Origin of the sequence: Streptomyces griseobrunneus, assembly GCF_046713465.1 — a bacterium.
GTDB lineage: Bacteria > Actinomycetota > Actinomycetes > Streptomycetales > Streptomycetaceae > Streptomyces > Streptomyces microflavus.
In genome coordinates this window covers 5,721,878-5,734,309 of the sequence record NZ_CP177080.1, presented here as the reverse complement: position 1 = coordinate 5,734,309, position 12,432 = coordinate 5,721,878, and the positions used below count along the sequence as shown (strand labels likewise).

Sequence of the window (12,432 nt, the reverse complement as noted above, 5' to 3'; positions counted from 1 at the left end):
GTCCTTCAGCTCTCACGGGTATCGGTCCCCCGGGCGGTGAGTACTGCTTCGAGGTCGAGGGCCCAGTGCAGCAGGTGCTCGTCCTCACCGGCACGGCCGACGCACTGGAAGCCGAGCGGCAGGGCGCCCGCGGGACGGGCGGTGGGGATGGTGAGGCACGGAAGGCCGACGCCGCTCCACGGCAGGGACATCACCGAGTCTCCGGCGCTCTCCAGGCCGAGCGGAGCCGGTCCGGTGGCGGCAGGGGTGATCCACAGGTCGACGCCGTGCTCGGCCGTGGAGGCGGCCAGCCGGTCACGGAACGCTTCGCGTCGCGCCAGTGAGTCAGCGTGGTCGGACGCCTGGGCACCCTGGCCCTGGCGGATGGCCTCGGCGGTGCGCTCGTCGTAGAGCTCCTCGTAGCGTGCGAACCAGTCGGCGTGCGCCTGGGACAGCTCGTAGAGGTTGATCACGAAGAAGTCGAAGACCTCTTCCTCGAAGTTCTCGAACATGGGGACGCTCACCACGTCGTAGCCGGCCGTGCGCAGCGCGGCCACCTGCTCGTCGAAAGCGCTACGGGCCTCCGGCTCGGCGAAGTTCATGTACGGACCCTCCGGGATGCCGAGCACCGGCCGGCCGGGGACCTCACGGTCGGACCGCCAGTCGTCGCACAGACAGCTCGCGGCCAGCGCGACGTCGGCGACCCGAGCGGTGATCATGCCGACGGTGTCGAAGGTCGGGGCTACGGGGAGGACACCGTCCAGCGGAATGCGTCCGTGGCTGGGCTTGAAGCCGACCACTCCGCAGTACGCGGCGGGGCGGATGAGCGACCCGATGGTCTGGGTACCGATGGCGAGGGGCACCAGACCCGCGGCGACGGCCGCGGCGGAGCCGCTGCTCGTTCCGCCCGGAGTGTGCTCCAGACGGTGCGGATTACGGGTGGGCCCCGGCGCCGTGACGGCGAACTCGCCCGTCACCGTCTTTCCCGCGATGACCGCCCCGGCCTTGAGCAGCCGGTCCACGACCGTGGCCTGCCTTCCTGCCAGGGCCTCGGGCGGCAGCGCCGAACCCGCCCCGGTGGGCAGCCCCTCGACGTGGATGATGTCCTTGATCCCGACCGGAACTCCGTACAGCGGAGGCCGGTCTCCCGGCTTTGTCCCGCGCCGGCCGGCTTCCTGGGCCGCGTGGGCCAACCGGTCCGCCCGGCCGGGCTCCGCCACGAAGGACTGGACGGTACCGTCCACTTCCGCGATGCGCTCGATGGTTCTCGCCGCGTACTTCTGCGGCTCGACAGCACCCGTCCGCAGGCTTTCGGCGGCGTCCGTCAGCGATATGGGCTGAACAAGATCTTCCATGATTTCCTTCATACGTTCCGGTCGGCGGGCATATGTTCCGGTCGGCGGGCCGAGGCCCGTCATCGCTGCTGTGCCTCTCCAAGCGTCTTGGTCCCGGTCGCCGGAGTGGGGATGTCGCTCTCCGGAGGGGTCGCCGGCCCGCTCTGCTCGCCGGTGGGCGGGGCGCCCGGCGGGAGCAGTTCCTCCACGTCGGCCAGCGGGATGTCGAGCGCCCTGAGATACCGCCGCGCCGCGTGCAGGGTGATAGCCAGCAGGGCCATGGCGGCGGCCAGCACCAGGATGGCCCGCTCCACGCCCGCCGCGTCGGCGAGGATGCCCGCTCCCAACGGGCCGATCCACTGGACCCCTTGGACGAAGAAGCGACTGGTCGCCGCGACTCTGCCCTGGTACTGGTCCGGGACCAGCCGGACCTCGTACGACTCGGTCACGACGTTCATCGGCACCATGCTGATCATGGCGACCATCACCACCAGGCCGATCTGCCACGGCTGGGAGACCGACACCACCACGGCGAAGGAGGCCATGAAGACCCACGCGGAGATGATCAGGACCCGCCGTGCGCCCAGCTTGCCCATCAGCAAAGGGCCGAGGACCGCTCCGATGACACCACCGGTGACCGCGAGCGAGGTGGCGAGACCGACCGCCGTGGGCCCGCCTCCCCGGTGCTGTATCAGCACCACGAAGAGCAGGATGAAGCCCTCGGCGACGGCGTTGAGTACAGCGCCCCAGATGAGCGTGAACACCAGGTAGTCGCTGCGCCTGATCATGCGCAGGCCGTCGCCCACGTCCTTGGCCAGGCTGGACCTGGGCCCGTCGCCGGGGTGCCGGTCCGGGCCGAGGGGCCGGCGGATCAGCAGGGAGCCCAGGGTGACGAAGAGGAAGGAGACCGCGTCGAAGAGGAACGGGATCCAGCGGCCCATCGCGTAGAGCAGGCCACCGAGCGGAGCGCCGATCAGCTGGGCGACCATGTCGCGCCCCATCCCTTGGGCCGTCGCGGTCGCTATCTGCTCCTTGGGTACGATCCTGCGGAGGACCGGCATCGAGACAGCGACCCGCAGTCCGGCCGCCAGACCACTGACCAGGGCCATCGCGCCGATCGCGGTGATCGAGGGGGCGCCCCGGTACACCAGCAGGGCGACGACGCCCATCGACACCGCCTGGACCAGCGGTGCGAGACACAGGATGGCGCGGCGGGACACCCGGTCCGCCAGCGCCCCGCCCACCGCGAGGGTAGCCAGCTTGCCGACCATGTGCAGGACGGTGATGACGCCGGCTTGGGCGGCGGATCCTGTCAGGTGGAGGACAAGCAGCGGGAAGGCGAGCGTCGACACGCTGGTGCCCAGCGCCGACAGGCCGTTGCCCGACCACCAGTACATGTAGTCGCGATCCCGCCACAGTGACGGGGGGCTGACCGAAGCCGGCCCGGTCTCTTCGGGACGCGCCTGCGCCATGGCTAGTCGTCCTCTGTCCTTTGTCTCCACGCTCGTCCGGGCGTATGCCGCCGACCTGCGATGCATGCTGGTCGATAGGGAGCGGGCCGGGCCAGGCAGCGCACCGGCAACTCACCGGGCGGGAATTGCCGCTCGATCGACCGGGCCACGGTCGTACACATCGATGGTCCCGGCGCGGATCCGGCCCGCCCCGCCGCCGGATCGAACACCCGGCGGCAGGCCCGGCGCACCGCTACCGGAAGAATCGCGACTCCCACGTAACCCGTTGTTCAGCAGGAGGAGGCGAGGCGTGATCGCTGAGGTGGTGCCCACCGAGGTGCGGGCGCGGGAGGCATTCGACGACGACGGCCCGGACGGCGCCGTCCCCCTCTTCGCCACCGAACAGGCAGTGGTGGAAGGGGTGCTCGACGAGCGGCGCAAGGAGTTCACCACGGTGCGCGGGTGCGCCCGTGCGGCACTGACCGCCCTCGGGGTGGACCCGGCACCCTTGGTGCCCGGCCCCCTGGGCGCACCCGGCTGGCCTGCGGGGGTCGTGGGGAGCATGACCCATTGCCGGAACTATCGCGCGGCCGCTGTCGCGCTGACCAAGGACTTCGCCGCTCTGGGCATCGACGCGGAACCGCGGGAGCCCCTCTCCCGCTTTATGGCGGAGCGGATCGTCACGGACGTCGAAGCGAGCTGGCTCCGGCAGGACTTTCCCTCGGCCGTCGGTCTGCCACTGGACCGTCTGCTCTTCTGCGCCAAAGAGGCTTCCTACAAGGCGTTCTCGCCGTGGACGGGAACCCGTTTCGGCTTTCGGGACTTCACCGTTCGACTGCGGCCCGACGGCACGTTCCTCGCAGTTCCCCCGGCGCCTGAACCACCCAATTCATCCCCCGGCCCAGCTGGGTTCACCGGCCGCTGGGCGGCACGTTCCGGCCTCCTCCTGTCCGTAGTGGCACTTTCGGCCAGCTATGTATCGCCTGACCTCCTGGACGATTTGGCGCCGAAAGCAGGGAAAAATTGGGACAATCGGAAACAACCAACCCGGTGAAACATCTGAGCTTCACCATCTGACAATGTTACTTTAAGCCAATCTCGCCTGTCTGAGAGCACATCGATGCGGTACTTTCAGGCCGTCATGAGCGTTCGTCGACTTGGCCAACGCCCCTTCGGGGCCGGGAGCCCCGATCGACCTCGGGAGAGTGCGGCGCTTCCTGTCCGGGCGCCCGGCAGGACGACGTGACCGGGATCCGCAGTGGGTAGGGGTGACTCGTCGAAGTCCGATCCGACGCCCCAGACAGGAAAGGCGACCGATCAGTGCTGGACACCTTGAACGTCGGTTTCCCGCCTCTTCGACGGGGGCTGCGCAGGCGATACGGGCAAGCAGGTCCTTGCCGTACCCATGCCTCCCCACGCACTCGCTCCACAAGGAACGAATAGGCACATGCTGATGATTTCAGCATGTACACCGGTGGGCAGCGCGCTTACCGGCGAGTCACAGCTGGTCAAAGCCGGAGCGATCGGAGCCGTGCTGCTCAGCCGAATTTTCTGCCGCCTCCACATCTCCCACTCGGATGAGGTCTTGGAGTAGGGTCCTCCGTAATTGCAGGAGATGTTTCACTGAGCCGCTCGTCAGCGCACACGCGAACCTCACGGCGCTACAAACGCCACGGCTCGCCTATCGGTACCACCGCTCTCATAAAGAATGCGGCGACCGGATTTTCGCATCGCGCGGATGCGCACGACTGGCACTGTTAATAATTCACGGGGGGCTTACATGCCGATTCTGAAGGAACACTACTCTTTCGACAGAACAGACATTCGTCAGCTCCGCGACTTCCTGGTCAATCAACGCAGACTGTCCGGCTGGACGCAGGAGGAGCTCTCCGACCGCTCCGGCGTCAGTGTCCGGACCATCCGCAATCTGGAAACCGGCTCCAACACCAATCCACGTCGGACCTCCGTCAGCCTGCTGCTCACCGCACTCGGCGCCACCGCCACCGCGTTCTCCGAGCCGGCGCCCTGGGACAGCGGGCGCAGGCCGGCGCTCGGGCAGTCCCCGGACCTCCACTCCGACCAGACAGCACTCCCGCCGTGGCAGGGCCCCCGGCCCTTGGGCGACGCGTTGGTGGGCCGCCAGGCCGACCTGGGGCACGTCCTGTCCGCCGCGCAGCGCAGCCGGCTGATCGTTCTCACCGGACCCGGCGGCGTGGGCAAGACCCGGATCGCCCTGGCAGCGGCATCCCGGCTGCGCCCGCTGTTCCAGGGCGGAGTGGCCGTCGCCGAACTGCACGACATCCCGCCCCAGCATCTGGAACCCGCCGCCTCGGCAGCTGAGTTGACGCGTGTAGTGCGCCGCCTGACCAGCAACGAAGGCGGTGCGCGGGGCGGTGCCGGGCTCGGACGGCGGCTCCTGGTACTGGACAGCGCCGAGCATGTCTCGCAGCAGACGGCGCGGATCGCGCGGCAGCTCCTCGACGAGCATCCCGGGCTCCAGATCATCGTGACCTCGCGCCGCGCCCTGGCCGTCGGCGCGGCCGAGACCTGGGAGGTCGAGCCGCTTTCGTGCGACCAGCGGGACGGCTCGGACACCGAACTCCCGAGCGCGGTGGAGCTGTTCCTGCGCCGGGTACGGGCCAGTCTGCCGACGCTCGACCTCGGCAACCGCCTGCCGCTGGTGCAGCAGCTCTGCCGGCTCCTCGACGGCATGCCACTCGCGATAGAAGTGGCCGCGCGAGGACTCAGATCGCTCCCTCTCACCACACTCCTGCACGACGGGACGCTCTTCCACCTGCTCGCACATGTCGACGCCGGTGACCTGTCGCGGCACCGCACGCTGTCGGACAGCGTGCGGTGGAGCTACGAACTGCTGCCCGCCCCTCATCGCGAGCTGCTCCGTGAACTGTCCTCGCTGCCCCGCACGTTCTCCCTGGACGCGATCCCGGCCCAGTCGGGCGGGGGATTCGGAAGCACACGCGTCGCCCACCTCCTGGCCGAACTCGCCGACGTCTCACTGGTCCAGATCAATCGGGGGCAGCAGTACAGATACGGGGTCCACGCACTCGTGCGCCACTGGGTCACACAGGAGGAAGCCTCGACGGACCTCGGACGGTCCGCCGAGCAGGCCCGCGACCGGCCTGTACTCGCGGGCAGCACCTGGCGCCGGGCCATCTGACGCGCCGCCGGGGACGGCGGCCCGCTCATGCCGGCGCCGGCCCGGCAGCTGACCTGACGGCCTGGAGTGAGAAATGCCGCGGGCCTTCGAGGCTCGACAGCATCAGCTCCTCCAGCCACGGCAGGCAGCTCTCCTCCAGCTCGGTCGTGTGGTCCAGCCGCCGCAGCAGTCGCTGAAGCGCCAGCACCAGCCATCCGCTGCCGCCCGGCGCCGCGCGCTCCCGCTCGAAGGAGTAGAGCCAGGTGTAGAGGCAGGAGGCAGCCGCGTGGTGGACGCTGTGCTCGGTGGCCTGATCCTGCCCGTGCGTGGAGGCGGCGTCGGGCGCCTCGGCGGCGATCCGCGCGTAGAAGTCGGTCCGGCGTCGGGAGAGCTCGCTGAGAACCTTGACGAGCGCGGCGCCCTCGGGCCCGGCGAGTTCGCGTTCCGCGATCCGGCGGGCCTCGGCGGCCGCCGGACCCCAGCCCCGGGTGATCTCGTCCTCACTGGCGTTGGTCAGCCGCAGCGCCCTGCCCGACGGATGCCACTGCGGGGCGTCCTCGGACCAGTCGAAGAGCTGCCGCAGCACCTCTTCCCCGCCGACGGCGGGACGGTCGGCCACTCGCGCCACCGCGGGAAGCTGTGCGGCGATGCTGTGGAGGTTGACGTGCGTGGTCCCCTCGAAGATGCTCGCTATCGCATGGTCGCGCTGGAGCTTCTGGAACGCGCCGGAGGCCACGCCTTCCCGCAGATAGCTCCGGGCTCCGAGAACCCTGGCCGCCTCCTGCACCACCTCCTCGCCGAGGGTCGGGACGAGGTATTTGACCACGGACGACCACAGGCTGAGCCGGGACGGCACGATGGAGAGCGAACGCGCCACCGGCAGCGCCGTGCATTCCGCGATCAGCAGGTCCACATGGGAGTGGACCAGATGCCGCCGGATGACCGGAAGCTGGTAGATCTCCTGTCCGTAGAGCACCCGCTCACGCGCGTGACGCAGAGCGATCCGCAACACCGAGTCCATGGTGCCGATGGACAGTGCTCCGATCGCCGTACGGGTGATCTGGAGCACCTGAAGGATTCCGACCAGTCCGGCACCGGGACGCCCGAGGAGTGCGCCGGCGGGCACCCTGGTACGTTCGAAGGTGATCCCGCTGAGGTCGTGACCGCGCAGCCCGACCGTCCTCACGAACGGGTGGTTGGTCCAACTGCCTTTCTCCATCTGCTCCTTGTCAAGGAGCAGCAAAGAGGACCGCGAACCGTCGATCGCCGCATAGACGGTGACGAAACGGCCCCGGGTCGCATTGCCGACGGGCCACTTCTCTCCGGTCAGGAGGAAGTCGTCACCATCGGGCTCGGCAATGGTCTCGTTGGTGCCGAGATCGCTGCCGTGGTCGGGTTCGGAAACCGCGAAGCAGGCGAGTTCTCCGTCCAGGAGGGCACCCGCGACCCGTGCGCGCTGCTCGTCGTTCCCCCACAGCCAGACCGAGTTGACCCCGAGGAGCGCGGAGCCGAACATCACCGCGAGCGTCAGATTGCGGCGCGCGAGCGTACGGGTGAGCAGGAAGAGGTCTTCGAGGTTCCGGAGCCGGCCGCCGAACTCCTCGGGCACCAGGTAACCGGAGAAGCCCCACGATCTGAGCAGCTCCACCGCCCCTGGTGGAAGACTGTCGTTCTCCTCGTGCGCCACGATCTCGGCAAAGCTGAAGGGGCCGCTCTCGGCGGCCGGGTCACCGAGCGTCCGCTCCAGATCGGCGACCAGCGCGTGGGCCGGGCGCTCGCCTGCGTGGCCGCTCATACCAGGGGGCTGTCGACGCCGTAGCGGCTGAACATGCCGCTCAAGGCTTCCGCGTCGGGCAGCTCCGCCCGGCCCGCAACCACCTCGGCGCTGACCAGCTCGATCACGTCACTGACCCGCTCCAGCTTCATGGCGGCCTCAGGGTTCAGCGCCTGGAGGGTGAAGAGATCCTCCAGGTTGTATCCGAGCTCCGCGAGGACCAAGGAGTGGAAGCCGAGGTCACCGACGAGCCGGTGGTCGAGATCGATCCGGTCCAGCTTGCGAGGCGCGACCACCTGGACCATACCGATCACCACGGGAGCGATGGCCTCGGTGCCGATGGCGGCAGGAGTGTGAGTCATGCCGTCGACGCTAGGACCTGCCGATGACCGGGCCCAGGCAACGGGCCCGGCAAGCGCGCGGCAACTAGGAGCCTGTCGGGCAACCCGACCGACTGTCCGTCCAGGGCATCATGACGCCTCGTCAGTCGCCATGGCCGGAGGAGGTGGACCCGGCCCGGCCGTCGAGGCGTTACCAGCGCTCCGAGAACCCGCCGTCCCACCGAAGTTGCCGCCCGCCTGCCTTGCCGGAACCGGGCTCGGCGATGAGGCTGACCGGCATGAGCACAACGGACAGCACACCAGCAGTCGACTGGGTCAGCGCCCGGTTCACCGTCGGGAACCCGCGACTGAGGCTGATATGCCTTCCGCCTGCGGGCAGTGGCGCGGGTGCCTTCCATGCCTGGCGACCTTACGTCCCCGAGCACATGGAGCTGGTGCCGGTGGAGCTGCCGGGCCGCGGCTCGCGGATCGACGAGCCCGTACCGGACGATCTCGACGCACTGGTCGAGGCCCTTCTCCACGGCCTTGAGCCCGAACTGACTTTGCCCTACGCCCTGTTCGGCCACAGCTTCGGCGCCGTGGTGGCGTACGAGCTGGCGCTGCGGATCGAGCGGGCGGGGCTGCGACCGCCCAGCGCCCTGCTGGCCTCGGCGTCCCGCGCGCCGCATCTGCCCCTCATGCGTGAGCCGATCTCGGCCGGCTCCGACGACGAGCTGATCGCCTGGCTGCTGAGTACCGGCGGGCTGCCGCGCGAACTCCTGGCCTTCCCCGACTTTCTGAGCGATCTGCTGACGGCTGTCCGGGGCGACCTGGCCCTCGCCGAGGGCTACGTCATTCCGCACCCGGTCGCCGTGAGCTGCCCGCTCTTCACCTTGGCCGGCGAGGACGACACGGTGGCCCCGGTGGCACAGGTCAGACCGTGGGCCGCGTACACACCGGCGGAGCACCGGACCCGGGTGCTGCCCGGCGGTCACTCGTTCCCGGGCACCCACCCCCGGCAGACGATGTCAGCGGTGCTCGACGCCCTGCCGGCTCTCCGGTGAGGCTCACCGGCTGGGACGAGAGACCGCTCAGGAAGTTCGAGTACACGTAGGTCGGCGGGCCTGTCGGACGAGCCTGTGCGACCAGGTCGCACAGGCTCTCCAGGAGGGCCGTCAGCTCGGCACGGGCCAGGAACGCACCGAGGCAGAAGTGGGGCCCGTAGGCGAACGACAGGTGCTTGTTGGGGGTCCTTGCAAGGTCGAACTCGTCGGGCTCGGCGAAGACCCGGCCGTCGCGGTTGGCGGAGGCCAGCCAGGTGGTGACGATGTCGCCCTCCTCGACGAACTGGTCGCCGAGGAAGAGGTCCTGGGTCGCGGTCCGCCCGCTGTGCAGGGCAGGGCTCGTCCAGCGCAGTACCTCCTCGACCGCCGAGTCCGTCGTCACTTCGCCGGACTTGAGGGCCCGCCACTGGCCGGGCCGCTCCATCAGCGCCTGGAGCCCGCCGACCATCGAGAAGCGGGTCGTCTCGTGGCCGCCCATGATGATGCTGTAACAGTTGAAGACGATCTCCTCGTGCGTGAGGGGCCGCCCGTCGATCTCCTTGGTCACCAGCAGGCTGACAACATCGTCGTACGGTTTGTCGTGCCGGGCGGCGGCAAGCTCCGAGAAGTAGAGCAGCAGTCCGTTGCGCGACGCCCAGGTCGCCTCCTCGTTGGGGAGCCCGTCCTCGGTGGACAGGGCGGAGGAGGTGAGTTCGATGATGTGCTGCCGGTCGGTGGGCGGCACGCCGAGCAGGTCGCAGATGGCGGCGAGCGGGATGTGCGCGGCCACGTCAGCGGCGAAGTCCACCTCGCCCCGCTCCACCGCCTCCTCGACCAGCCGCCGGGTACCCCGCCGCACGCTCTCGACCACCACGTCGAGGGATCGCGGCGAGAACGGCTTCAGCAGGGCGCTGCGCAGCGCCTTGTGCGGCTGTCCGTCCGTGACGGCCAGCATCCTCCCGGCCGCCGAGTCACCGCCGGCGAGCAGGGTGTCCAGCACGTTTCCCCGCTCCGAGGTGAAGCTCGCGCTGTCGCTGAGCACCGAGACGACGTCCGCGTGACCACTGATCACCCAGAACCCTGGACGGCTGTCGCTCTCGGGCTGCCAGTGCACCGGCGCCTCGTCCCGCAGGCGGCGCCACAACGGCCCCAGGTCGTGGTGGGCGTGCAGGAGCGGATCGGCCAGATCGACGGCGTCGAGCGGGCCCTGATCGAGTGCGGGGCGGGTGTCCATGGGGCGGTTTCCTCGGACTCGGTTACGGGCGGGCGGCAGCGGAAGGGCGCGGGGCGGACGGCGGCTGGGCGCCGCCGTCCGGGTCAGCGCATCGGCTCGGTGGGGCCGGGGAAGAACGCTGTGGTGGCACCGGCTGTCTCCGCGCCGTCCACGGTGAACTGCTGACCGGAGATGAAGGATGCCTGCGGCGAGGCCAGGAAGTGGAACACGTCCGCGATCTCCTCGGGCAGGGCGTGCCGCCTGGCCGGGATGCGTTCGTTGACCTCATCGAGCATCGCGTCGGTGTACTCGGCGCGCTGCATGGGTGTCAGTACGGCGCCGGGGGCGACACACGCCGTCCTGATCAGCGGGCTCAGCTCCACGGCGAAGGTCTGGCACAGCGAGGCGACACCCGCCTTGCTGGCGTTGTAGTCCGCGTAGAGGGGGTAGCCGCGCGACCCGTTGACGGACGCCGTCGCCAGGAGCACTCCGTGTCCCTCCCGCAGCATGTGCGGAACGGCGTGCCGCCACAGGGCCAGGACACCCATCAGATTGACATCCAGGGTGCGCCGGGCGTCCGCCTCGGTGAGGTCGAGGATGGAGTGCCGGACACTGATGCCCGCATTGGCGATGACGACGTCGATGCGGCCGCGCTCGGCGTGCACCCGGTCGACGGCCTCACCCACGGCGGTCCAGTCGGCGATGTCGAGCATGACCGTCCGGATCTCACCTCCCCCCTCGCGAGGGCCGTCCGCCGCGTCGCCGGTGGGTGCCTGGATGTCGAGATTGACCACGTGGTCGCCCGAGCGGGCGAACCGCTCGGCGGTGGCGAGTCCGATACCGCTGGACGCGCCGGACACGATGACTGTGCGCATGATGCTCCTCCTGCTCCTCCCGCCCGAGCGGCTCAGACGATGACGCGGTGGTTGCCGAGTACGTATCCGCTGAAGTTGCGGCGCAGGTTGCGGCTGACGGTGAGCTTCTTCAGCCAGCGGTCGGTGCCGTCGTACCGGGCCGTGAACGACCGGCGGCCGTGCACGGCCCGGTAGTTGTCCACGATGAGCAGCGAGCCGGGGCCCACAGCGACGTCCCGCTGCACCCGGTGCAGCTCGGCCATCAGCCGGTCGAGCGCGCCCTCGGCCTCGGTGTCCCCCGGTGCGACGTCCATGAACGGCCGGTCGATGCGCAGGTAGGGATTGAAACGGTCGCCCGACAGAACGGCGGTCGGAACGGCGCTGTCGATCATCCCGTACAGCTTCTCCAGCGCGGGATGTGCGGGGTCCAGAGCCTCCAACTGCCGTATGTGCTCGGTGTCCGGCATGATCCGGAAGCGGGCCTCGGCGAGTACCGCGCGGTCGTGGTCGCTCAGCCGGACGTCACGGACGGAGGCGACGATGGTCGGCACCAGGTCGGGGTTGCGCAGCCCGAAGAGCAGGAGGTAGTCACAGCGGTTGGGGTGGAAGCCGTCCTCGGTGTGGAACTCCAGCAGGCTCTCGCTGCCGTAGCCGCTCTGACGCAGCTCGTCGCCCCGGATCGGCAGGATGTTCTGGATGATGCGCCCTTCCTGGAGGGTCTCCCAGCCGAACGGGTCGCCCAGCGCCATGCCGCACATCGCCAGCCACAGCTCCTGGGACCGGGCCGCGTCGGAGCGGATGGCGTGGCGCCAGTGGTCGGGTGTGGGTCCGATCAGCGCGTCGTCCACCGGGAAGCCGTGCACCAGGCATGCGGCGGACCTCTCGGTCCTGCGGTAGGAGAGGAGGAATCTGCGCAGACCGGCGGGGAGAAGCTCCTCGGCCGTGTGGGCGTGGTCGTAGAAGTCCGGCAGGCCGGGTGACCCGTGGGCGTCACGGAGCCGTGCGGCGGCCTCCTCCAACTGGGCGACTTCGGTGGTGTCCAGGTGGTATTCGGCGGGAGTGTCGCCGCGGTCCTTCCCCGGCATGGCCGCCGCGGCCACGTCCGGGAAAGGTACGTCAACAGTCGGGGTGCTGCTGGTCATGTCGGTTGTCCTCACCTGGTCGTGACCGCTCGGGTCGTCCGTCGTTCGGTCCTGTGCGGTCCGCGCCGGGTGGCCGGGCCGCGTGGTGGTGCGCACCGGACCGGCCTGGCAGGGTCCAGGCCTTTCGTGGTCCGGTGATGTCGCTCGGTGCGGTGGTGCGTCGGC

The 12,432-nt window shown here is 69.6% G+C and carries 9 protein-coding genes and 1 pseudogene; 3 read left to right on the top strand and 7 right to left on the bottom strand.

Annotated elements, in window-relative coordinates; translation table 11 throughout:
• Positions 1-5: 5 nt before the first annotated feature.
• Both ACK8N7_RS25940 and ACK8N7_RS25935 read right to left on the bottom strand, forming a co-directional pair.
• On the bottom strand, positions 6-1,334 hold the full coding sequence (locus tag ACK8N7_RS25940) for an amidase (RefSeq protein WP_500444257.1): 1,329 nt from the start codon (positions 1,332-1,334) through the stop codon (positions 6-8).
• 59 nt (positions 1,335-1,393) lie between these two features.
• Positions 1,394-2,785, bottom strand: coding sequence for an MFS transporter (locus tag ACK8N7_RS25935; protein ID WP_500444256.1), 1,392 nt, complete (start codon positions 2,783-2,785; stop codon positions 1,394-1,396).
• A gap of 289 nt (positions 2,786-3,074) precedes the next feature.
• Here ACK8N7_RS25935 and ACK8N7_RS25930 point away from each other — a divergent pair, with 289 nt between their 5' ends.
• Both ACK8N7_RS25930 and ACK8N7_RS25925 read left to right on the top strand, forming a co-directional pair.
• A complete protein-coding gene (locus ACK8N7_RS25930; protein ID WP_500444255.1) occupies positions 3,075-3,818 on the top strand; it encodes a 4'-phosphopantetheinyl transferase family protein in 744 nt (247 codons plus the stop codon).
• Positions 3,819-4,544: 726 nt separating this feature from the next.
• Complete coding sequence (locus tag ACK8N7_RS25925) at positions 4,545-5,942, top strand: helix-turn-helix domain-containing protein (protein WP_403208371.1); 1,398 nt, start codon at positions 4,545-4,547, stop codon at positions 5,940-5,942.
• 25 nt (positions 5,943-5,967) lie between these two features.
• Here ACK8N7_RS25925 and ACK8N7_RS25920 read toward each other — a convergent pair whose 3' ends face one another.
• Together ACK8N7_RS25920 and ACK8N7_RS25915 are read right to left on the bottom strand one after the other, a co-directional pair.
• On the bottom strand, positions 5,968-7,716 hold the full coding sequence (locus ACK8N7_RS25920) for an acyl-CoA dehydrogenase family protein (RefSeq protein WP_500444254.1): 1,749 nt from the start codon (positions 7,714-7,716) through the stop codon (positions 5,968-5,970).
• The gene (locus tag ACK8N7_RS25915; RefSeq protein ID WP_403208367.1) at positions 7,713-8,057 is read right to left on the bottom strand and encodes an acyl carrier protein; all 345 of its coding nucleotides are present in this window, start codon (positions 8,055-8,057) and stop codon (positions 7,713-7,715) included. Before ACK8N7_RS25915 ends, ACK8N7_RS25920 begins: the two co-directional genes overlap by 4 nt.
• A 110-nt stretch (positions 8,058-8,167) precedes the next feature.
• On the opposite strand from ACK8N7_RS25915, the pseudogene ACK8N7_RS25910 reads away from it, so the two are divergent.
• Positions 8,168-8,989, top strand: a pseudogene (locus ACK8N7_RS25910) (thioesterase II family protein); the annotation flags it as partial.
• On the opposite strand, the gene ACK8N7_RS25905 reads toward ACK8N7_RS25910, so the two are convergent.
• From ACK8N7_RS25905 to gntD, 3 genes are all read right to left on the bottom strand, one after another.
• Complete coding sequence (locus ACK8N7_RS25905; protein WP_403208365.1) at positions 8,949-10,292, bottom strand: cytochrome P450; 1,344 nt, start codon at positions 10,290-10,292, stop codon at positions 8,949-8,951. The pseudogene ACK8N7_RS25910 and the gene ACK8N7_RS25905 sit on opposite strands and share 41 nt — an antisense overlap.
• A gap of 83 nt (positions 10,293-10,375) precedes the next feature.
• The gene (locus tag ACK8N7_RS25900) at positions 10,376-11,146 is read right to left on the bottom strand and encodes an SDR family NAD(P)-dependent oxidoreductase (protein ID WP_403208363.1); all 771 of its coding nucleotides are present in this window, start codon (positions 11,144-11,146) and stop codon (positions 10,376-10,378) included.
• 32 nt (positions 11,147-11,178) lie between these two features.
• Positions 11,179-12,267: a guanitoxin biosynthesis L-enduracididine beta-hydroxylase GntD gene (gene gntD / locus ACK8N7_RS25895; protein ID WP_500444253.1), complete on the bottom strand. Its 1,089-nt coding sequence runs from the start codon at positions 12,265-12,267 to the stop codon at positions 11,179-11,181.
• Between the last annotated feature and the right edge of the window lie 165 nt (positions 12,268-12,432).

What these genes read in the sequence shown, in the direction of transcription:
- ACK8N7_RS25925 (WP_403208371.1), top strand. Translation starts at nt 4,545, where the DNA reads ATGCCGATTCTGAAGGAACACTACTCTTTCGACAGAACAGACATTCGT.
- ACK8N7_RS25915 (WP_403208367.1), bottom strand. Translation starts at nt 8,057, where the DNA reads ATGACTCACACTCCTGCCGCCATCGGCACCGAGGCCATCGCTCCCGTG.
- ACK8N7_RS25905 (WP_403208365.1), bottom strand. Translation starts at nt 10,292, where the DNA reads ATGGACACCCGCCCCGCACTCGATCAGGGCCCGCTCGACGCCGTCGAT.
- gntD (WP_500444253.1), bottom strand. Translation starts at nt 12,267, where the DNA reads ATGACCAGCAGCACCCCGACTGTTGACGTACCTTTCCCGGACGTGGCC.
- ACK8N7_RS25935 (WP_500444256.1), bottom strand. Translation starts at nt 2,785, where the DNA reads ATGGCGCAGGCGCGTCCCGAAGAGACCGGGCCGGCTTCGGTCAGCCCC.
- ACK8N7_RS25920 (WP_500444254.1), bottom strand. Translation starts at nt 7,716, where the DNA reads ATGAGCGGCCACGCAGGCGAGCGCCCGGCCCACGCGCTGGTCGCCGAT.
- ACK8N7_RS25900 (WP_403208363.1), bottom strand. Translation starts at nt 11,146, where the DNA reads ATGCGCACAGTCATCGTGTCCGGCGCGTCCAGCGGTATCGGACTCGCC.
- ACK8N7_RS25940 (WP_500444257.1), bottom strand. Translation starts at nt 1,334, where the DNA reads ATGGAAGATCTTGTTCAGCCCATATCGCTGACGGACGCCGCCGAAAGC.